The sequence below is a fragment of the Aeromonas sp. QDB11 genome (genome assembly GCF_027705265.1).
GTDB classification, from domain to species: domain Bacteria; phylum Pseudomonadota; class Gammaproteobacteria; order Enterobacterales; family Aeromonadaceae; genus Aeromonas; species Aeromonas allosaccharophila.
The window spans coordinates 22,625-42,633 of the sequence record NZ_JAPDBM010000043.1; the positions used below are offsets into that span (position 1 = coordinate 22,625).

18 protein-coding genes are annotated in these 20,009 nt (G+C 59.6%); 14 read left to right on the forward strand and 4 right to left on the reverse strand.

The genetic code is table 11. The features are described 5' to 3' along the window. Nucleotide 1: 1 nt before the first annotated feature. From OKC40_RS14780 to OKC40_RS14810, 7 genes are all read left to right on the forward strand, one after another. The gene (locus OKC40_RS14780; RefSeq protein WP_270795709.1) at nucleotides 2–838 is read left to right on the forward strand and encodes an enoyl-CoA hydratase-related protein; all 837 of its coding nucleotides are present in this window, start codon (nucleotides 2–4) and stop codon (nucleotides 836–838) included. A gap of 109 nt (nucleotides 839–947) precedes the next feature. Continuing rightward, complete coding sequence (locus OKC40_RS14785) at nucleotides 948–2,918, forward strand: ATP-binding protein (protein WP_270795712.1); 1,971 nt, start codon at nucleotides 948–950, stop codon at nucleotides 2,916–2,918. After that, nucleotides 2,915–3,883, forward strand: coding sequence for a hydroxymethylglutaryl-CoA lyase (locus OKC40_RS14790; protein WP_270795714.1), 969 nt, complete (start codon nucleotides 2,915–2,917; stop codon nucleotides 3,881–3,883). The genes OKC40_RS14785 and OKC40_RS14790 overlap by 4 nt, the downstream gene beginning before the upstream one ends. Nucleotides 3,884–3,885: 2 nt before the next feature. Continuing rightward, nucleotides 3,886–4,296: a MerR family transcriptional regulator gene (locus OKC40_RS14795; RefSeq protein ID WP_270795715.1), complete on the forward strand. Its 411-nt coding sequence runs from the start codon at nucleotides 3,886–3,888 to the stop codon at nucleotides 4,294–4,296. Between the two features lie 36 nt (nucleotides 4,297–4,332). Next, nucleotides 4,333–5,094, forward strand: coding sequence for a substrate-binding periplasmic protein (locus OKC40_RS14800; protein WP_234664445.1), 762 nt, complete (start codon nucleotides 4,333–4,335; stop codon nucleotides 5,092–5,094). A gap of 52 nt (nucleotides 5,095–5,146) precedes the next feature. Then, nucleotides 5,147–8,149 (forward strand): DUF748 domain-containing protein, encoded by a 3,003-nt coding sequence (locus OKC40_RS14805; RefSeq protein ID WP_270795717.1) that lies wholly within the window; start codon nucleotides 5,147–5,149, stop codon nucleotides 8,147–8,149. Nucleotides 8,150–8,375: 226 nt separating this feature from the next. Further along, a complete protein-coding gene (locus tag OKC40_RS14810) occupies nucleotides 8,376–8,969 on the forward strand; it encodes an acetate uptake transporter (protein WP_270795718.1) in 594 nt (197 codons plus the stop codon). A gap of 80 nt (nucleotides 8,970–9,049) precedes the next feature. On the opposite strand, the gene OKC40_RS14815 is transcribed toward OKC40_RS14810, so the two are convergent. Next, nucleotides 9,050–9,814: a zinc-dependent peptidase gene (locus OKC40_RS14815; protein WP_270795732.1), complete on the reverse strand. Its 765-nt coding sequence runs from the start codon at nucleotides 9,812–9,814 to the stop codon at nucleotides 9,050–9,052. A gap of 76 nt (nucleotides 9,815–9,890) precedes the next feature. Next, complete coding sequence (locus OKC40_RS14820; protein ID WP_270795719.1) at nucleotides 9,891–10,328, reverse strand: GNAT family N-acetyltransferase; 438 nt, start codon at nucleotides 10,326–10,328, stop codon at nucleotides 9,891–9,893. 348 nt (nucleotides 10,329–10,676) lie between these two features. Here OKC40_RS14820 and OKC40_RS14825 point away from each other — a divergent pair, with 348 nt between their 5' ends. After that, entirely contained in the window at nucleotides 10,677–12,176 is a 1,500-nt protein-coding gene (locus OKC40_RS14825; RefSeq protein WP_270795721.1) for an alanine/glycine:cation symporter family protein, read from the forward strand. A 70-nt stretch (nucleotides 12,177–12,246) separates the two neighbouring features. On the opposite strand, the gene OKC40_RS14830 is transcribed toward OKC40_RS14825, so the two are convergent. Further along, nucleotides 12,247–13,053, reverse strand: a complete 807-nt coding sequence (locus OKC40_RS14830; protein ID WP_270795723.1) for a crotonase/enoyl-CoA hydratase family protein — start codon at nucleotides 13,051–13,053, stop codon at nucleotides 12,247–12,249. Nucleotides 13,054–13,221: 168 nt separating this feature from the next. On the opposite strand from OKC40_RS14830, the gene OKC40_RS14835 reads away from it, so the two are divergent. The 6 genes from OKC40_RS14835 to OKC40_RS14860 all read left to right on the forward strand — a co-directional run bounded on the left by OKC40_RS14835 (nucleotide 13,222) and on the right by OKC40_RS14860 (nucleotide 19,781). Then, a complete protein-coding gene (locus tag OKC40_RS14835) occupies nucleotides 13,222–15,009 on the forward strand; it encodes a putative nucleotidyltransferase substrate binding domain-containing protein (protein ID WP_270795725.1) in 1,788 nt (595 codons plus the stop codon). A gap of 2 nt (nucleotides 15,010–15,011) precedes the next feature. After that, on the forward strand, nucleotides 15,012–15,638 hold the full coding sequence (locus OKC40_RS14840) for a 3'-5' exonuclease (protein WP_270795726.1): 627 nt from the start codon (nucleotides 15,012–15,014) through the stop codon (nucleotides 15,636–15,638). A gap of 105 nt (nucleotides 15,639–15,743) precedes the next feature. After that, complete coding sequence (locus OKC40_RS14845) at nucleotides 15,744–16,055, forward strand: DUF485 domain-containing protein (RefSeq protein WP_005336970.1); 312 nt, start codon at nucleotides 15,744–15,746, stop codon at nucleotides 16,053–16,055. An 11-nt stretch (nucleotides 16,056–16,066) separates the two neighbouring features. Then, entirely contained in the window at nucleotides 16,067–17,719 is a 1,653-nt protein-coding gene (locus OKC40_RS14850; RefSeq protein WP_163130793.1) for a cation acetate symporter, read from the forward strand. An 888-nt stretch (nucleotides 17,720–18,607) separates the two neighbouring features. After that, on the forward strand, nucleotides 18,608–18,970 hold the full coding sequence (locus OKC40_RS14855) for a helix-turn-helix domain-containing protein (RefSeq protein ID WP_182939542.1): 363 nt from the start codon (nucleotides 18,608–18,610) through the stop codon (nucleotides 18,968–18,970). A gap of 457 nt (nucleotides 18,971–19,427) precedes the next feature. Further along, on the forward strand, nucleotides 19,428–19,781 hold the full coding sequence (locus tag OKC40_RS14860) for a hypothetical protein (protein WP_182969097.1): 354 nt from the start codon (nucleotides 19,428–19,430) through the stop codon (nucleotides 19,779–19,781). On the opposite strand, the gene OKC40_RS14865 is transcribed toward OKC40_RS14860, so the two are convergent. Continuing rightward, nucleotides 19,778–20,009: hypothetical protein (locus OKC40_RS14865; RefSeq protein ID WP_270795731.1), on the reverse strand; the 232-nt coding region annotated here is incomplete at its 5' end. The two genes, OKC40_RS14860 and OKC40_RS14865, sit on opposite strands and share 4 nt — an antisense overlap.

Here is a 20,009-nt window from a genome sequence, read left to right on the forward strand (position 1 = left end):
TATGTCAGATCCACTCACTTCCTCCCAGAAACCGTTTCGGCTGGAACGGCATGGCCCGCTGGCCGAGCTGGTGCTGTCGCGCCCGGCCCGCCACAACGCTTTTGATGCCGAGCTGATGCTGGGGCTGCTCGACTGCCTCGATGATCTGGCCCATCTCCATGGTCATGATCTCGCCGAACGCCCTCATGTCCTGCTGCTGCGGGCCGAGGGCAAGCATTTTTGCGCGGGCGCCGATCTCAACTGGATGCGCAATCTGGCCCACGCCGATTTCGAACATAACCGGGAGGATGCCCGGGTATTGGCGCGGCTGATGCAGACCCTCGACGAGCTCCCCTTCCCCACGGTGGCGCTGGTACAAGGGGCCGCCTATGGCGGGGCACTTGGGCTGATCTGTGCCTGCGATCTGGTGCTGGCCAGCGATGATGCCCGCTTCTGCCTCTCCGAGGTGAGCCTGGGCCTGGTGCCTGCGGTGATCAGCCCCTACGTGGTGCGCACCATGGGGATGCGTCAGGCGCGCCGCTACATGCTCAGTGCCGAGCCGTTCGATGCCATCACCGCCTGTCGGCTCAATGTGGCGCATCAACTCTGCAAACCGGACCAACTGCTGGCGGAGGGGCGGGCACTGGCCCTGCGTCTGTGCCGCAACGGGCCGGAGGCGATGAAAGAGACCAAACGGCTGCTGGCGGCCATAGAGGCCCACCCTTCCCGCCTGCATGAAGAGAAAACCGTCGAGACCATCGCCCGGGTGCGGGTCGGTCTCGAAGCTCAGGAGGGGATGCAAGCCTTCTTCGACAAACGCCCTCCCGCCTGGCGTCCCCGTTTCAAGGATGATACATGACCCATCACACCCCGATTACACGTCTGCTGATCACCAACTGTGGTGAATATTACTGGCGTGTGGATCAACACGCTTTGCACTTGTGCACCTTGAACAGCAGGGGGTCCGAATGACCCAGTACACTCCCATCAAACGTCTGCTAATCGCTAATCGCGGCGAAATTGCCGTGCGTATCATCAAGACAGCGAAACGCCTCGGCATCCACACCATCGCGCTCTACTCCGATGCCGACGCCCATGCCATGCACACCCGTCTGGCCGATGAGGCTTGGCATCTGGGGCCCGCACCGGCCAGAGAGAGCTATCTGGACACCGGCAAGGTGCTGAAGATTGCCAAAGAGGCGCGTGCCGATGCCATCCATCCCGGTTACGGTTTTCTGTCGGAAAACAGCGACTTTGCCACCGCCTGCGAACAGCGCGGCCTACGCTTTGTCGGCCCAAGCGGCGGCGCCATTCTCGCCATGGGCGACAAATCGGGCGCCAAGGCGCTGATGCAGGCGGCCGGTGTACCTGTGCTGCCCGGCTATCACGGCACGGATCAGCGGCCGGACTTCTTGCGCGATCAGGCGAGCCAGATTGGCTTCCCGCTGCTTATCAAGGCCGCCAGTGGCGGTGGTGGCAAGGGGATGCGCCGGGTCGATCAGCTGGCTGACTTTGACGAGTCACTGGCAGCAGTAAAACGGGAGGCCAAGGCCGCCTTTGGCGACGATCTGGTACTGCTGGAGCGCTATCTGCCCCGGGCTCGCCATGTTGAGGTGCAGGTCTTTGCCGATAGCCTCGGCAACGCCATCTATCTGGGGGACAGGGACTGCTCCTTGCAGCGACGCCACCAGAAGGTGATTGAAGAGGCGCCCGCCCCCGACATCCCTCCGGCTCTGCGCCGCGCCATGGGGGATGCAGCCGTGGCCGCTGCCAAGGCCATCCACTATCAGGGGGCGGGCACCATCGAGTTCCTGCTCTGCAAGGATGAGTTCTTCTTTATGGAGATGAACACCCGGCTGCAGGTAGAGCATCCCGTCACCGAAGCGGTGACCGGACAGGATCTGGTGGCCTGGCAACTAGCGGTGGCCGAAGGCAAGCCACTGCCACTCACCCAAGAGCAAGTTGTGCTGCGCGGCCACGCGGTGGAGGCGCGCCTCTACGCCGAGGATGTAGCGGCCGGTTTTCTGCCCGCCAGCGGGCCCATCCACTGGCTGCACTGGCCGGATGGCGTGCGCATCGACACCGGCGTCACCGCCGGTGATGAGGTTAGCCCCTATTACGATCCCATGATCGCCAAGCTGATCGCCCATGGCCAGAGCCGCGCCGAGGCGTTCGCCAAACTGGCCGATGCGCTGGCAGCGCTGGATCTTGGCCCGCTGATCCACAACGGCCCACTACTGCTGCGCCTGTGCGAAGACCCCGAGGTATTGGCCATACGCCACCATACCCAGTGGCCCATCCCCACCGAACCGCAACCCATTCCTGATCTCGCCTGGCCGCTGGCGACCCTCTGGTTGGCGAGCCGCCCTGCGGGCACCTCCCCCTGGCAGCAAGACTGCGGATTTCGGCTGGGGCCGGATCGTTGCTGGACGGCAGCGGTGCGCATCGGCGATGAACACCGGGTATTGACCCTTCACGATCATGGCAGCCAGTTTGAGTGGCAAGGGGAGACCCGTTGCTACCAGAGCGGCGATGACCATATCCGGCTGCAACAGAGTGGCTACTGGCAGCAGATCCCCATTCAGACGGTCGCAGGCTCGGAGGCAACCTTCATCATGACCCTAGGGGGCCAGCGCATCCGCTTCGCGGCTGCTGATCAGCAACACAGTCACCACCATGATCAGGCAAACGAGAAGGCGCAGGGCGCCATCGCCCCCATGCACGGCATCGTGGTGGCCGTGCTGGTCGAGCAGGGACAAGCAGTCAACAAGGGGCAACCCCTGCTGGTGCTGGAGGCGATGAAGATGGAACACCAACTGCGTGCAGAGCAGGACGGGGTAATTGAAGCCCTGCAGTGCAAGCAGGGCGAGCAGGTGAGCCAGGGGGCCGTGCTGGTACGCTTTGCCGAAGAGATAGCCATACAGGAGGATCACCCATGAACCGATCACAGGATGTCCGTGACGACAGGGTCAGTCTGGTGGAGATGGGGCCACGCGATGGCCTGCAAAATGAAGCCAGCCCGCTGGCACTGATCCAGCGGCTGGAGCTGATCCAGCGCCTTACCGACAGCGGCCTGCAGCGCATCGAGGTCGGCGCCTTTGTCTCTGCCAAAAAGGTGCCACAGATGGCGGACTCCGCCGCCCTTTTTCAGGCACTGCCGCGCAAGGGGTCAACCCGTTACGGCGCACTGGTGCCTAATCTGCAAGGCTTGCAGGCCGCCATCGCCGCCCGCGCCGACGAGATTGGCCTCTTCACCGCCTGCTCCGACGGCTTTACCCGCGCCAATATCGGCATCAGCGTGGAGGAGTCGCTGGTGCGCTTCGCCCCGCTGGTACAGGAGGCGCGCAGCCTCGGCATCAAGGTGCGCGGTTACCTCTCCACCGTCATCGCCTGCCCGTTCGATGGCCCGACCCGCCCGAAACGGGTCGCCGCCATGGCCGAGCAGTTGCTGGATCTCGGCTGCCACGAAATTTCGTTGGGGGACACCATCGGTGTCGGCACCCCGGGCACGGTGGCGCCCATGCTGGATGCGGTGCTGCACGAGATCCCGGCGGGGCGGCTGGCGGTCCATTTTCACGACACCTACGGCCAGGGGTTAGCCAACCTGCTGCCCGCGCTGGAGCGCGGTATTCGCACCATCGACTGCTCGGTGGCGGGCCTTGGCGGCTGCCCCTATGCACCGGGCGCCTCTGGCAATGTGGCGTCAGAAGAGGTGGTCTATCTGCTGCATGGCCTTGGCATGACGACCGGGGTGGATCTCGACAAACTGGCGGCCACCGGCCAGTGGGTCAGCGAGCAGCTCGGTCGCCCCAACGGCTCGCGGGTCGGTCAGGCCCTGCACGCCAATGCCGAGCGGCTGCGTGCCCGCCTCTGCCAGCCACTTGCCCACCCACAGGAGTCATGACCATGTCCCGTTCCCTGCCCGGCAAGGAGATCACCTACAGCATTTCGGAATTGGCCCACGAGTTCGATGTCACGCCGCGCACTATCCGCTATTACGAGGACGAGGGGCTGCTCACCCCGCTGCGGGAGGGGCAAACCCGCATCTACAACCACCGGGACAAGATCCGGCTCAAGTTGACCCTGCGCGGCAAACGGCTGGGGTTTAGCCTGGCCGAGATCCGCGAGCTGTTCGAGATGTATGACACCGACCGCTCGAGCAACACCCAGCTCCACTCCATGATCCAGCTCATCGAGGAAAAGCGCGGCGCCCTGCTCCAGCAACTGGAAGATATCCAGATGGTGATGACCGAGCTGGAAGCGGCGGAACAGCGCTGTGTTAATTCCCTTAACAGCTTGAAAAGCGGCGCAGATTAACCGAATCTGGGAACAAGCTATTGCCCTGGGGATCCCATGAGATATTGGTGCTGGTTTTTGCTCTTGTTCAGCCTGTCTGGCTGGAGCCATCCCCTCATCAAGGTTGGCGGATACCCCTATGCCCCCTTCGTGGTCAAGATCTCCGATTCCCACTATGAAGGGCTGACCCTGGATCTCATTGACCAGCTCAACGAGATCCAGCAGGAGGTGAAATTTATCTTTGTCCCCACCTCGGCCGCCAACCGCTACAAGGCACTCGATCTGGGCCGCTTCTCGCTGATGCTGTTTGAAGACAGCAAATGGGGCTGGCAAACTGCCAAGTTGAAGATGACTGCCCCCTTTCTCGGCGGTGGCGAAGTCTATGTGGCCCTGAACAAAGCGGGCCGGGATCAACGCTTTTTCGATGACCCCTCCCAGCACCACCTTATCGGGGTGACCGGCTACCACTACGGCGTCGGCCAGTTCAATGCCGATCCCGTCTACCTGCAGCGCAAGCTCAATATCACCCTGGTCAAGGACAACATCAGTGCCCTGCAAGCCCTGCTCAAAGGGCGCGGTGAGGTGGCCATTATCAACGTCTCTTACCTTAACCAGTATCTGCTGGCCCATCCCGGCACCGCTGAACAGCTGCTGATCTCGCAAAAATGGGATCAACATTACCAGCACCGCGCGATTCTTCACCCCGCGGCCCCCATTACCCCTGCCCAGCTGGAACAGTGGCTGGCAGCGCTGCAACAAAAGGGTGAACTGGATCGCCTTTGGACAAAGTACGGCGTACAACAGCACGCAACCCCATGATTACTATCCAGCTTTTCTGTACCATGGCGGGAACCAAATGGGAGTGCACCAAATGAACACCACCGAGCCCGCGTCCCCCAAGCCCCGCTTGCTGCGCTACCTTGCCTACGCTTTCCTGCTGTTTCTTATCCTGATCACCCTGCTGCTGTGGCAAACCCCTCGTCTGATCCAGCGCTATCTGCCCGGCTGGCTGGCCGAGCACTACGGCCTGCAGCTGACGCTGGGGGAAATTGACGTAGGACTGAGAAACCCATCTCTCACCCTCGGCGCGACTGCTCTGCTCGATGCCAAACAGCAGCCCATCATCCGTTTTGAGCAGCTCTTTATCAGCCCCGACCTGCAAGCCAGCTGGCAGCAGAAAGGGGTCGTGCTTTCCACCGTCACCCTGACCAAACCCGTGGTGTTGCTGCAGCGGCTGGCAGACAAAAAAGGGGACGTTCGACTCAATCTGACCGATGCGCTGGCCACCCTGCTCGCCCCTGCGCCCTCCCCCGAGCCCGAGGCCGCCAGCGCACCGCTGCTGGTCGACATCGCCAGCATCGCAGTCACTGACGGGCATGTACGCTATCAGGATCAGCGCAAGGAGAGCGAACCCGGCTGGTTGCCGCCCCTCAATCTGGAAAAAGTGACCCTTAAGCTCGATAACCTGCGCACAGAGGCAAACCACCCGACCGCCTATCAGCTGAGCGCCGCCATCAATGGCAACAGCAGCCTCGCCGCTCACGGCAAACTCGATGTGATGAGCGGCATGGGTCAGGGCAAGGTGAGCCTCAAGCAGGTCGAGCTGAAACCCTTCGCCCCACTCTGGGCCCCCTACCTCAAGCTGGATCTGGCCAAGGGCCACGCCAATGCAGAGGTGGAATACCAGCTCAAAGAGGGCAAGCAAGAAGTGCAGTGGCAATTGTCCAAAGGCAAGCTGACGCTGGACAACTGGCAGCTTAAAAAACGCAAGGGCGACGAGTTTGCCCGCTTCAGCCAGCTGGCCCTGAGCGAACTGGCGGTCGATGGCCAGAAACAGTCACTGCAGATCGGCAAGGTGACCCTGCAACAACCCCTGCTCAAGGCCACCCTCAACGCGCAGCAAGAGCTGGATCTGGCGGATCTGCTCATTGCACAGGCCCCCGCCAAACCCGTCAAAGGGACCAACCCAGCAAACGAGGCGGCCAAGAATGCGGCGCCCAAGTCGGCACAACAAGCAAAGGCGGCCGGTAACGGCAAGAAACACACGGCAGACAAACCCTGGCAGTGGCAGATCAGGCAGATCGCCATCGACAAGGGCGATCTCACCCTTACCGAATCGAGCAGCGGCAAACCGCTGGCACGCCAGCTCTCCGGCCTCAAACTGGCGCTGGGGCCACTGGGCAGCAAGGGGGAGCAACCGAGCAAACTGACTCTGGCCACCCACTTCAACCAGAACACTCCACTCACCTTTGATGGCCAACTGACCCTGACCCCTTTCGCCCTGAGCGGCGACATCAACCAGCAGGGGCTGCCCCTGACGCTGGCGCAGCCCTATCTGGCTGATTTGGTGCGCATCAAGGTGCAAAACGGGCGGCTGAGCAGCAAGACCCGCCTCGATCTTGCCACCACAACCCAGGGGGATCTGAGCAAGCTGACCCTGCAAGGGGGGCTCGATGTCAACGGGCTCAAGGTGGTCGATCGGGCAGACAATCAGCGGCTGCTGGAGTTCAACACCCTGGCTCTCACCGGTCTGACGTATGACGGCATCAGCCAGCAGATGCGGATCAAGGAGATTGCCCTGAACAAACCCTTCGCCCGCATCGAAATACACGAGGATGGCACCACCAACCTGCAACAGCTGCTGTTGCCGCAACCGGCTGCGACCAACAGCACTCAAGCGGCTGCAGGCCGCAAGGGCCCCGACTTTCGTTTCACCATCGACCAGCTGCGCACCGAGCAGGGCAACCTGCGCTTTGCCGATCGCAGCCTGAGTCAGGATTTCGTGGCCGATATCGCCTCGCTGGGCGGCCAGAGCCGTCATATCAGCAATATTCCGGGGCAACGCTCCGATCTCGCCTTCAACGGCAAGGTGGATCGCTATGCGCCGGTGACCATCCGCGGCGGCACCAACCTGCTGGTCGCCAACCCGATCCTCGACATCGCGGTCGCCTTCCACAATCTGGAACTCACCACTTTTACCCCCTACTCGGGCACCTATGCCGGTTATGCCATCGACAAGGGCCAGCTCTCCATGAAGCTGCACTACAAGCTGGAGGGCAACCGGCTGGAGGGGGATAACGACATCACCATCAAGAAGCTGCAGTTGGGCGAGAAGATCAAGAGCGAGCAAGCCAAAGATCTGCCGCTGGGGCTGGCCATCGCCCTGCTGAGCGATGCCAACGGGGTAATACAGATGAACCTCAAGGTGAAGGGGGATCTCGATCAACCGGACTTCAGCATCGGCAATATCTTCTGGGATGTGCTGGGCAACACCCTGAGCAAGGCGATCACCTCCCCCTTCTCCCTGCTCGCCTCGCTGGCCGATGGCACCGACGATCTCGACGAACTCCCCTTCCTGCCGGGGGATCCCGATCTCACCCCCACCCAGCAGGAGAAACTGGTCAAGCTGGCGCAAGCCCTCAAAGACAGACCCAAGCTCAGCATGAATATTCGCGGCAAGGTCAACTTCAACGAGGAGCGCCCCATCCTGCAACGGCAAAAGCTGGAACGGGTACTGGCCAAACTGACCGGCAATCAGGCGGATCTCGACCTGCTGGAACAGGACCCCGCCCTGCAAGAGGCGCTCGCCCAGGCCTATGAAGAGCGCTTTGGTGAAGATCTGGAAGATCTGGCCGATCGACTCCATCTGGATGAAGAGAGCGCGGCACTGCGGGCCCAGGCAGTGATCCTGCTGCGGGATCAGCAGCTCATCACCGCCAAATCCCTGCGCAATCTCGCCATGCGCCGGGCACAAAATACCAAGGAGTTTCTGGTCGACAGCCAGGGGATCACCCCGGAGCGGCTGTTCGTGCTCGACAGCCAGGTCAAGGAAGAGGACAAGGAAGCTAAAGTGATCCTGACGCTGGATCAATAACGCCGCCGCACTGCGTAAAAAGCGTAATAAAAATACAACCCCTCAACTATTTTGACACCTTTTGCTCACCAAACAGCCTGTCTTGGTGAGCATTTGGCCTCTGATGCAAATAATCACGTAGTTTTTTTACGATTTATCCCCCTTGCCCCCTTGCGGGCGCGCCACAGCCTGCCTAAAATCGCGCGTCTTTTGTTAACCCCCCACCTCTATTTTTGGAGAACGCCACGTGAGCGAAAAATTGGCCAACCCTGCCCCTCTGGGTCTGATGGGTTTCGGTATGACCACCATCCTGCTGAACATCCATAACGCAGGTTTCTTCCCCATCAGCGCCATGATCCTGGCCATGGGCCTGTGCTACGGCGGTATGGCCCAGATCGTCGCGGGTATCATGGAGTACAAGCGTGGCAACACCTTCGGTGTGACCGCCTTTATCTCCTACGGTTTCTTCTGGTTGAGCCTGGTGTTCCTGCTGGTGATGCCGACCATGGGTCTGGCCGAAGCCACCCCGCACGCCTACATGGGCTGGTATCTGCTGCTGTGGGGTGTCTTCACCCTGTTCATGCTGGTCGGTACTGTCAACTACCCGCGTGCCAAGCAGTTCGTGTTCGCCTCCCTGACCGTGCTGTTCTTCCTGCTGGCCGCCCGTGACTTCACCGGCAGCACCCTGATCGGCACCATTGCCGGTTTCGAAGGCATCATCTGTGGCGCCAGCGCCATCTACCTGGCCATGGCCACCGTGATCAACGAGCAGTTCGGCCGCACCGTGATGCCGATCGGCGATCACAAGAAAGCCGCCGTACAGCTGAAAGCGGCTGCCTGATAGGCAAGCCATTCAGATTGTAAAAAAGCACCCTCGGGTGCTTTTTTACTATTGCGAATAAACCATCTGCTGATCGGTTATCAGATAAGTGACTCGGAGTCCGTCTCGCCCGCCAACAAACGGGTTGCGGGGAAACGCAGGGCAGGATCCTGACTAAAGAACTGACTCAGTTGCCGGTATACCGCGGGATAAACCTGCTGCAGCCGCAGCGGATCGGTAAAAAAGCACTCGCAGCTGACGGCGAAAAACTCCGCGGGATGTTCGGCCGCATAGGGATCGATGGCGGTCACCTCGTCTCTGTCCAGCTGTTGGTGCAACTCATCGAATGCAGCCTGGAACGCCTGCTGCCACAACTGGCGGCTCATTGACCTCGGCAACGGCGGTGCACCATCCGCCTCACCGCCCAACATGTCGAGCTTGTGGGCCAGCTCGTGGATCACCAGATTAAAGCCGTCCCAGTCGCCATCCTGCTGCAGCTCGCTCCAGGCCAGCACCAGCGGCCCTTGCGGCCAGGATTCACCGGCGTTCTCCTCTTCAAACTCGCTCACCAGTCCGAACTCATCCTGCACCTCCTGCCGCCGCGTGACAGGTTCGGGAATGATGATGATTTCGTGAAAACCACGATACCAGTCAACGCCGAGGTGCAAGATGGGCAGCGCCGCCTGCAGCGCCAGCACCGCCTGTTGACGGGTGCTGAGATCTACCCCGATAAGAGTCAGGGTCTTGCGTTTGAGCAGCTGTTGCCCCAGTCCGATGAGCGAGGTCTGCTCGGTGTCGCTGAGCCCTTGCAAGATGGGCACAGCCGCCAACCCCTGACGCCACAGCGCCAGCTCATCGTCACTCATGGGCGTTTGCGGGCGACCACCCAGCCATTTGAACCATCCCAGCACGCCGACTCCTTCTTTTGATGCAAAAAACAGGTCACAGCAGTTTGACGAACCGTTTCGGCCGCTCCTGATACGCCTGCGCCAGATAAAAACGGTGAGCCGCCTCGCGCTTGAGGCTGCTGGAGAGCTCCAGCTGGGCGCAACCTGCGGCCCGTGCCATCTGTTCGGCTCGCTTGAGCAAGGCCGCGCCCACCCCCGCCCCTCTTGCTCTTTCATCGACAACCAGCGCCGAGATCAGGCCCCACGCTGGTGCAACATGCAGCGGTGCCAGCCTGTGCCACACCAGCACGCCGACCACCTTGTCAGCCAGGGAGGCGAGCAGTACAAAACTGGCGGGATCCGGCGTCAACAGGCGCGCCGTCACGTCACCGCCTTCGGCAGGATACCCCAATTGGGTGAACAGCTGGGCGATGGTGCTCCCGTCGTTGGCCTCAGGTGGACGGATCGTCAACTTGTCAGGGTCGTTTTTCATTGTTGGCCTTATGTTTGCTTTCCATTGTGTTACGCCCGTCACATTGTCCGGCGCAGATAAACAAGGAGGATCTCATCTTTACTCATAGAAAACGCTGCCTGCCATTATCTCCCCGCCCTTGTCAATTCACAAATTTGCAACAAGGCAACATTTTTCGCTGGGAAGCGCCGATACAACTCGATATGTTACACCCCATGCATGGCGCGTGTTTGCGCCCTGCTTAACCCCTCAACCTCGCGCTCATTTGTTAACCGGATTGTTAACAGATAGGGCCGAAAACAGTGACAGAGAGCGAGGCCAAGATCTCGCCAAAAGAGCGCCACAAACACAACAAAGGAGTTGTTGTACATGAATGAAATCGTCAATGCCATCAACGGTGTGATCTGGAGCCCTGCGCTCATCTACCTGTGTCTGGGGGTCGGTCTTTACTTCTCCCTGCGCACCCGCTTTTTGCAACTGCGCCACATAAAAGAGATGGTGCGCCTGATGTTTGATGGCAAGAGCACCGATGCCGGTGTCTCCTCCTTCCAGGCGCTGGCCATGACCCTGGCCGGTCGCGTGGGTACCGGTAACATCGCCGGTGTGGCCACCGCCATCACCTTCGGTGGCCCGGGTGCCCTGTTCTGGATGTGGATGGTCGCCTTCCTCGGCGCCAGTTCCGCCTTCGTGGAGTCCACCCTGGGTCAGGTTTACAAAGAGAAGATCAACGGCGAATACCGCGGCGGCCCGGCCTTCTACATCGAGAAAGGGCTCGGCATGAAGTGGTACGCCTGGACCTTCGCCATCGCCACCATCTTCGCCTGCGGCGTGCTGCTGCCTGGCGTGCAGGCCAACTCCATCGGAGCCAGCCTGCAGACCGCCTTTGATATCGATCCGAACGTCACTGCCGCCGGTCTGGCGCTGCTGCTCGGCTTCATCATCTTCGGTGGCGTCAAGCGTATCGCCAACTTCGCCAGTACCGTGGTGCCCTTTATGGCGCTGGGCTACATCATCGTGGCCTGCGTCATCATCGCCCTGAATATCGGCCAGCTGCCGGGCGTGATCCTGCTGATCTGGAAGAGCGCCTTCGGTCTGGATGCCGGTTTCGGTGCAATTTTGGGTCTGGCCATCATGTGGGGGGTTAAACGCGGGGTCTACTCCAACGAAGCGGGTCAGGGTACCGGGCCGCACGCCTCCTCTGCGGCGGCAGTGAGCCACCCGGCCAAACAGGGTCTGGTGCAGGCGTTCTCCGTCTATATCGACACCCTGTTCGTCTGCTCCGCCACCGGCTTTATGTTGCTGATCACCGGTCTCTATAACGTACAAGGGCCGGACGGAGCCGCCATCTACACGGGTATTGCCGGTATCGCAGCAGGCCCGGGCTATGTGCAGACCGCCATGGAGAGCATGATGCCGGGCTTTGGCAGCATTTTCGTGGCCATCGCGCTGTTCTTCTTCGCGTTCACCACCATCGTTGCCTACTACTACATCGCCGAAACCAACATCGCCTACATCAACCGCAAGATTAATCGCCCCTGGCTCACCTTCTTGCTGAAGATTGCGCTGATGGCTGCCACTGTCTACGGCACCGTCAAGACTGCGGATCTGGCGTGGGGCATGGGTGATATCGGGGTTGGCCTGATGGCATGGCTCAACATCATCGCCATTCTGCTGCTGCAAAAGACCGCCTTCACCTGTCTGAAGGATTATGAAGCGCAGCAGGCACAAGGTATTGACCCCGTATTCCACCCGGAGAAGCTCGGCATCAAGAATGCCGATTACTGGGTGGGCAAACGCTCCGAAGAGAACCTGGAACTGGAGAAATCAGGCCATCAGTTCGAGCCGGATCAGGATCGCAAGACCTCCTGAACCAGAACGACATAAGACATCAATAAAAATGGCAGCCTCGGCTGCCATTTCTTTTTCCTGTCACCTCATCTCAGAGCGGATTGCGGCGCGGCCCGAAGGGCAGACGCCAACGAAACAGGCTGTTAAGGGTGGCCCGCCACTGATTGGGTCGCCCCAGGATCTGCTTTTGCAGCCGAGTCTCCTCTTTGAGCATCGCCTCGTCACTGCGGGCCCAGGCCTGGCTGTAGAGCTGCTTGATCCCCGCCAGGGCATCGGGCGACTTGGTGATGAGGGTACGGGCAAACTCTCGCGCCTCCACCAGCGGAGCGGCGCAGACCCGGCTCACCATCCCGAGAGCTTTGGCCTCGACGGCATCCAGTTCGCGCCCGCTCATGGCCAGCTCCATGGCGGTATCCAGCCCCATCAGGTTGCGCATGGTAACGCTGCCGCTCATATCGGGGATGATCCCCCACTTGATCTCCATCACCGAGAAGCGGCAATCGGGGGTAGTGAAACGAAAATCGGCACCAAGGGCGATCTGCAAGCCACCGCCAAAACAGACTCCCTGGGTGACTGCAATTACCGGTACCGGCAGCTGGTGCCAGCCATAAGCAACCCGCTGGGCCAGATTGGTCGCCTCGTCCGCCTCGCGCTTGAGGATATCGAGCGCCGCCACTGGCTGCTTGAGCATGGACTTCACATCCAGCCCGGCGCAGAAGGCCCGCCCCTCGCCATGCAGGATCACCGCCCGCAACCCCTTGTGCCGGGCGAGCTGCGTCAGCGTCTCGTCGATGGCACTGAACATGGCGCGGTCCAGCGCATTGAGTTTGTCCCCCCGCGTCAGCATCACTTCGGCAATCCCGTCGTGGATCTCGCACTTGACCCTTGGTTTTTCCATCTCCCTTGTCCTCTCCTTGATCCCTAAAACTGACTCACTGGTCATACCACCACGTTATCAGAGTGTGAACAGGCGGTACAGCTGAGACTAAAGTCGGCTGGTCGCCTCCCCCTCCCTTTGTCACACTGGGAGCTGCATGAGTGCCGCAAGCCAGCAGAGGACGCTGTCATGTCAACCCTGTTCAATTTTGCCAGACCACCGTTCGACCGACTGGATGAGGAGGCGCGCGAGCGGCTATCCCGTCACCTCTCGCTCTGCTATTTTCGGGCCGGGGATCTGCTGCTCAAGGAGGGGGACGAGCCTCCCGGCCTCTATCTCATCATCAAGGGGGCGGTGGAAGAGTCTGCCCCTCACCACCAGTTTGGTGATTACGGGGTTGATGATCTGTTCGATGTGCGCGCCCAGTTTGATGGCCGCTGCCGCCACCGCTTCACCGCGCTGGAAGATAGCCTCTGCCAGCTCATCCCTCGCCACACCTTTCTGGCGCTCTGTGAACAGGATCCGCAGTTTGCCAGCTACTTCACCGCCAATCTGGCCGAGCGCCAGCGCCAGCAGGAGCAACGCGAACAACTGGGTCAGAAGAATCTGGCGGAATTTATCCTGACCCGCATCGAACCCGGCCACCTGCAAGAACCGCTTATCGTCGACAACAAGCTGTCACTGCTGGTGGCGACCGAAGCCATGGTGAGCAAGGGGACCGATTGCCTGCTCTACCCTGCCCACGATGGCTCCCTCACGCTGGCAACCCGCAAGACCTTGCTCCACGCCCTGACCCTCAAGGGATTGCCGCTGACGGCGCCCCTCTCGGTGCTGACCCCTACACCGCTGATTGGTCTGCCGCTGGAGAGCTATCTATTTGATGCCCTGCTGCTGATGACCCGCCATCACATCAAGCGACTGGTGGTGTGGCGCGGCAATGAGGTGGCGGGCATCTTGCAACTGACCCAGGTGCTGGGGCTCTTCTCGACCCACTCCCACGTGCTGACGTTGCGTATCGCCCGCGCCGACAGCCTGCCGGCACTGGAGGCGGTGGCCCGCGAGCAGCAGCAATTGACCCGCTCGCTGTTTGCCCAAGGGATCCACACCGCCTTTTTGATGAAGCTGATCGCCACCATCAACGAACAGCTGATCGCCAAAGCCTTTGCGCTGGTGATCCCCCCCGAGGTGCAGGATAAGGTCTGCCTGCTGATGCTGGGCTCGGAGGGGCGCGGCGAGCAGATCCTCAAAACCGATCAGGACAACGCCCTGATCCTGCCAGAGGGGCTGACATGGCCCACCCAGACAGCCGATCTGGCCGAATTCAGCGGTCTGCTGGAGCGACTCGGCTACCCGCTGTGCCCCGGGCAGGTGATGGTGAACAATCCGGCCTGGGTGAAAACGGGCAGCGAGTGGCAAAGCGCCATTGCCTGCGCCTGCACCACGGCAAAAGAGGATGAGCTGCTCTGGCTCGCCACCCTGGCCGATGCTCACCCCATCGCGGGGGATCGACAGCTCCATCTGCCGGTGGCCAGAGCGCTGCGCGAGCAGTTGGCGGACAGACGGGATCTGCTGGCGGAGATGGTGCGACCGGCAGTGGCCTTTCATGCCCCCCTCACCCTGTTTGGCCGGCTGGAGCAGCCACCGGAAGGGCTGGATCTGAAGCGGGGCGGCCTGTTCCCGCTGGTGCACGGTATCCGCATGTTGGCCCTTGAGGCAGGCATTCTGGAGACTTCAACCCTGGGGCGTATCGATGCACTGGTGGCCGCCGATCGGCTCAGTGCCGACTATGGCAGCAATCTGGCAGAGGCGTTCCGTCTCTTTATCCGGCTGAGGCTGCGCAGCCAGCTCAAGGGGAGCGGTAGTCGGGTGCAGACAAGCGAGCTCAGCCACAGCGAGCGGGATCTGTTGCGTCAGGCGTTGCATCAGGTGAAGAAGTTCCAGCAGTGGCTCACCTTGCACTTTCGTCTGAGACAATAGCCATGTTGAGACGCGTTCGACGCTACTGGTATGGCCGTGCGTTCCGAACGGGCGAGTTCGCGCCGCTCTTTGCCACCCCACCGGAAGATGAACGGATCGCCCTCGATTTCGAGACCACCAGTCTCGATCCCGAGCAGGCCGAGATCGTCTCCATCGGGGCGGTGCGCATTCAGGGTAACCGGCTGCTGACCGGCGAGGCCCTAGCCATCAAGGTACAGCCACCGGCCAGCCTGACCAGCCAATCTGTGGTGATCCACGGTCTGCGCCATCAGGATCTGCAACAGGGAATGGAGCTGGAAGCCGCGCTGCGCCTGCTTCTGGCCTTTATCGGCCCCCGTGAACTGGTGGGCTATCACATCGCCTACGACCTGCGCATTCTCAATCTCGCCTGCCAGAAATTGTGGGGATTAACCCTGCCCCAGCGAGGGATCGAGGTGAGCCAGCTCTATCACGACCACCTCTATCGCCGCTATCCCGATGCGGCCATCGACCTGCACTTGAGTGCCATCTGCCGTCACTTGGCGCTGCCCCCCCTGCCCGCCCACGATGCCCTTGCCGATGCCACCACGGCCGCGCTCATCTACCTGCGCCTCACCTGCGGCTCGCCGCTGGCTTATCCCAAAGTCTAATTGCCCGCAAATAACATTTAATTCACATTTTGCTTACATGAGCAGGTTCCCTGCTCGTCGGGGTTACCCCATCCACCGCTGACACTTATGTCATGGAGAACTGCAATGGAACAGCAAAGCTACCTGAGGATCCAGCAAGATCCCAACTTCCAGGAGCTGGTCGCCAAGCGCCAGCGTTTTGCCTGGGCCCTCTCGGCTCTGATGCTGGGACTCTACCTGGCGTTTATTCTGCTCATCGCCTTTGCCCCCGGTTGGCTCGGCACCCCACTCAGCGACAGCACCACCGTCACCCGTGGCATTCCGGTCGGGGTGGGACTGATCCTCTCCTCCTTCGTGTTGACCGGCATCTATGTGTTTCGGGCCAACGGCGAGTTTGACGAGCTGAATCAGAAGATCCTCAAGGGAGTGCAGTCATGAGCGCAAAACGCATGAAAGGCAACTTGCTGTTGTTGGCCTCACTGGCCTCCTCCCCCCTGATGGCTGCGGATGCGCTGACCGGCGAGGTACAACGCCAACCCCTCAATGTGTCGGCCATCGTGATGTTTGTGGTTTTTGTGGCCGCCACCCTGTTCATCACCTACTGGGCCTCCAAGCGCAACCGCTCGGCCTCGGATTACTATGCGGCCGGTGGTCGTATCACCGGCTTCCAGAACGGTCTGGCCATCGCCGGTGACTATATGTCTGCCGCCTCCTTCCTCGGGATCTCCGCGCTGGTCTACACCTCCGGCTACGATGGTCTGATTTACTCCATCGGTTTTCTGGTGGGCTGGCCCATCATTCTGTTCCTGATCGCGGAGCGGCTGCGTAACCTCGGCAAATACACCTTCGCCGATGTCGCCTCCTATCGCCTCAAGCAGACTGAAGTGCGCACCCTCTCCGCCTGCGGCTCACTGGTGGTGGTCGCCCTCTACCTGATCGCCCAGATGGTCGGTGCCGGCAAACTGATCGAGCTGCTGTTCGGTCTGCAATACCATGTGGCCGTGGTGCTGGTCGGTATCCTGATGGTGCTCTACGTGCTGTTTGGCGGCATGCTGGCCACCACCTGGGTGCAGATCATCAAGGCGGTTATGCTGCTCTCCGGTGCCAGCTTCATGGCCATCATGGTGATGAAGTCAGTCAACTTCGATATCGGCGCCCTGTTTAGCGAAGCGGTGAAGGTGCACGAGAAAGGGATCGCCATCATGAGCCCAGGTGGTCTGGTCGCTGACCCCATCTCCGCCATCTCGCTGGGTCTGGCATTGATGTTCGGTACCGCCGGTCTGCCCCATATCCTGATGCGTTTCTTCACCGTGAGTGATGCCAAGGAAGCGCGCAAGAGCGTCTTCTTCGCCACCGGCTTTATCGGTTACTTCTACATCCTCACCTTTATCATCGGCTTTGGCGCCATCCTGCTGGTCAGCACCAACCCGGCCTTCAAGGATGCCACCGGCACCCTGCTGGGCGGCACCAACATGGCGGCAGTCCATCTGGCCAATGCGGTGGGTGGCAGCCTGTTCCTCGGCTTTATCTCTGCCGTGGCGTTTGCCACCATTCTGGCGGTGGTTGCCGGACTGACCCTGGCGGGTGCCTCTGCGGTCTCCCATGACCTCTATGCCAGCGTGCTGAAGAAGGGCAAGGCCAACGAGACCGATGAGCTGCGCGTCTCCAAATACACCACTGTGGTATTGGGTGTGGTGGCCATTGGTCTGGGGATACTGTTCGAGAAGCAGAACATCGCCTTCATGGTGGGTCTGGCCTTCTCCATCGCCGCCAGCTGCAACTTCCCGGTGCTGTTCCTCTCCATGTTCTGGTCACGCCTGACCACCCGTGGCGCCGTCTACGGTGGCTGGCTGGGACTGGTGAGCGCGGTGACCCTGATGATCCTGGGCCCGACCGTGTGGGTGAAAGTGCTGGGCCATGCCCAGGCTATCTTCCCCTACGAATACCCTGCCCTCTTCTCCATGGGATTGGCCTTCGCCGGGATCTGGTTCTTCTCCATCACCGACAGCTCCCAGAACGCCGCTGACGAGCATGCCAAGTTCCTGCCGCAGTTCGTTCGTTCCCAAACCGGGCTCGGTGCCTCTGGCGCCACCTCCCACTGATGATGGGATGACACACGTAAGCCGGCCTCGTGCCGGCTTTTTTCATGGTGGATCCCTCTGCGGCCAAATCGCCATCTGACCGATCCAGATCACAGTTCTTGCTAAAACTTTTTGGGGATCTGTGCCATAATGCGCGCCATTTGACAGACCAACCGGGACACTTATCTTGTTAAGCAGCAATAACACTATCAATTAAGCTGCATCCCGCGAAAGCCGCGCCACTCCTGTGTTTTTCCTCGTTTTTTCCATCACGCCACCACTCAACACCACCTCATTTACCCGCAAAACCCCTCTCGATTTGCCCCAAAATTGCCCCAAGAATGCAGCCCAACCACTCGACCAAATCGCAGGCATAGAAAAGCCCGCTCAATGGCGGGCCAATCCGAACCGGCTGCATCACTTATGAAGCAGCGTTCAGCTCATCGCGAAGTCTTTCAAGAATGCGCGCGATTTTCTCTTCCTCCACCCTTGTCAGGTCCAAAGTCTCAAGAACGTGTTCTAGCTCAGTTAATGAATCCATCCGGTCTGGTCCCCGCTTATCTGCTCTCAGTCTCTCGACTGTGAAACACTGTATACCCATACAGTACCAAAGCGAATTTACCACTTTTTGAAGACCGAGTGGAGCACTATCTTTGCTCACCACTCCCACCCATATCAGTTCAGAAAACAAACCCCGTACTCTATTGCTCGTCATACAACCGCCACACTCCGTCATTACAGGTGATGCGCGGTGATCTCGTTGTGCGTTCTACTCGTTATTATTCACCTACAATTTACATGACCCGCATGTGCCATTACTGAGCAATTGCACTATGTGCGTCCCAGATATGGGACAAAGACAAAAACATGATCCAGAGCACGGTTGGCCACCACGGATAAGGAATGCCTATGAAGCGGTATCTGACCAGCTCCAGCCTCGAGTATGTTCATCGCACCAAAAAGAAGGTGCGCTCGCTGATGGTCGAGCGAAAACTCAGCCAGACCAAGATCAGCAGGCTGACCACCATCCCCCGCTCCAGCCTCAGTAGATGGCTATCGCCACACCACGACGACTTCATGGGGCTGGCCGAGGCTGTCATGGTCTCAACGGCGATGGGGCTCTCCGTCCAGGCAATTCTGGCGGACCCGGATTGGAGCGTGTCAGATGATGAACATATGGGGTTAATCAACCGCGCAGCGCGACTACCGAAGCCGCATCTGGCATCGATGCTGAACTGCTACGCTGAGATTCTTGGTGTGCGAGTTGGATAGCTTCGCTGCGAATTGCAGCAAGCAAATCATCGGCAAGCCGGCGCTCAGTCTGCGACAGGTCGAGATGAAGAAGCATATCTTCGAGGGAGTAGATGTTGGCAAGAATGGTCATCGTGAAAACTCCATAACACAAATTACCGCCGCGCGTGGATAGGCCACTTGCAGGCAGTTGTTTAAAGGTTATGGTTCACGTCTGGCGCACAGGTGGCGTCATAATTAAGTAAATTAGGTACTGCTCACCACAACCAAAAAAGGCAATCTCCAGGTTATGGTTTTAAAAAAACACTCATCCGAGCGGCATCATTCGATGCCCGTGCACATTACGCCTACCTACCACATCTCGTCAATAGACACTAACAAACAAAAACACCTTGCCAGCATCGTGATCTGTGTCATTGATGAGTGGAAGCAAACGAGACAGAATTAGTGCTTCGCAGATAACACAAGGAATTTTTTGATGCGCTCAATCATTGCAATCGCAACGTCACTACTTATCTTTTCCAGCGCTGCATCAGCAGAATGTATCGGGTCTGGCAGCCTAAAAACCTGCTATGACGATAACGGCAATACTTATACAGTGCAAAAGTTTGGCAATTCAACATATGTAGATGGCCAGAACGCCAGAACTGGATCGACATGGAGCCAGCAAAGCCAGAAGCTTGGCAATAGCACTTACACTACAGGGCAAGATGCTGATGGGAACTCATGGAATAGCACAGCCACAAAGATGGGCAGCACCACCATAATCAACGGAACTGATAGCGACGGCGATTCATTTTCAACCACTTGCAATGAGTATGGCTGCTATTAAATCAGCTGAGCAATTGCCATAACAGCAAATCCAACCAGGACAAAGAAAAAGCTGAATGCCATAAAGTCATCCAGATCGCTCCGGCTGGATTTGCTAAAACACCAACACCCTGCGGCAAAGGGTATCAGCGCCATGGTAAAGCTAAAGCTGAGAGCCTGTAAATCCAATTGTGTAACCGCCCACGAATAAGTAACTTTTTCAAAAGGATACCTTCGTGGGTAAGCAAAT

Excerpts from the sequence above, each read along its gene's own strand:
- OKC40_RS14780 (WP_270795709.1), top strand. The coding sequence starts at position 2 with ATGTCAGATCCACTCACTTCCTCCCAGAAACCGTTTCGGCTGGAACGG.
- OKC40_RS14785 (WP_270795712.1), top strand. The coding sequence starts at position 948 with ATGACCCAGTACACTCCCATCAAACGTCTGCTAATCGCTAATCGCGGC.
- OKC40_RS14790 (WP_270795714.1), top strand. The coding sequence starts at position 2,915 with ATGAACCGATCACAGGATGTCCGTGACGACAGGGTCAGTCTGGTGGAG.
- OKC40_RS14795 (WP_270795715.1), top strand. The coding sequence starts at position 3,886 with ATGTCCCGTTCCCTGCCCGGCAAGGAGATCACCTACAGCATTTCGGAA.
- OKC40_RS14800 (WP_234664445.1), top strand. The coding sequence starts at position 4,333 with ATGAGATATTGGTGCTGGTTTTTGCTCTTGTTCAGCCTGTCTGGCTGG.
- OKC40_RS14805 (WP_270795717.1), top strand. The coding sequence starts at position 5,147 with ATGAACACCACCGAGCCCGCGTCCCCCAAGCCCCGCTTGCTGCGCTAC.
- OKC40_RS14815 (WP_270795732.1), bottom strand. The coding sequence starts at position 9,814 with ATGAGTGACGATGAGCTGGCGCTGTGGCGTCAGGGGTTGGCGGCTGTG.
- OKC40_RS14820 (WP_270795719.1), bottom strand. The coding sequence starts at position 10,328 with ATGAAAAACGACCCTGACAAGTTGACGATCCGTCCACCTGAGGCCAAC.
- OKC40_RS14825 (WP_270795721.1), top strand. The coding sequence starts at position 10,677 with ATGAATGAAATCGTCAATGCCATCAACGGTGTGATCTGGAGCCCTGCG.
- OKC40_RS14830 (WP_270795723.1), bottom strand. The coding sequence starts at position 13,053 with ATGGAAAAACCAAGGGTCAAGTGCGAGATCCACGACGGGATTGCCGAA.
- OKC40_RS14835 (WP_270795725.1), top strand. The coding sequence starts at position 13,222 with ATGTCAACCCTGTTCAATTTTGCCAGACCACCGTTCGACCGACTGGAT.
- OKC40_RS14840 (WP_270795726.1), top strand. The coding sequence starts at position 15,012 with ATGTTGAGACGCGTTCGACGCTACTGGTATGGCCGTGCGTTCCGAACG.
- OKC40_RS14845 (WP_005336970.1), top strand. The coding sequence starts at position 15,744 with ATGGAACAGCAAAGCTACCTGAGGATCCAGCAAGATCCCAACTTCCAG.
- OKC40_RS14850 (WP_163130793.1), top strand. The coding sequence starts at position 16,067 with ATGAAAGGCAACTTGCTGTTGTTGGCCTCACTGGCCTCCTCCCCCCTG.
- OKC40_RS14855 (WP_182939542.1), top strand. The coding sequence starts at position 18,608 with ATGAAGCGGTATCTGACCAGCTCCAGCCTCGAGTATGTTCATCGCACC.
- OKC40_RS14860 (WP_182969097.1), top strand. The coding sequence starts at position 19,428 with ATGCGCTCAATCATTGCAATCGCAACGTCACTACTTATCTTTTCCAGC.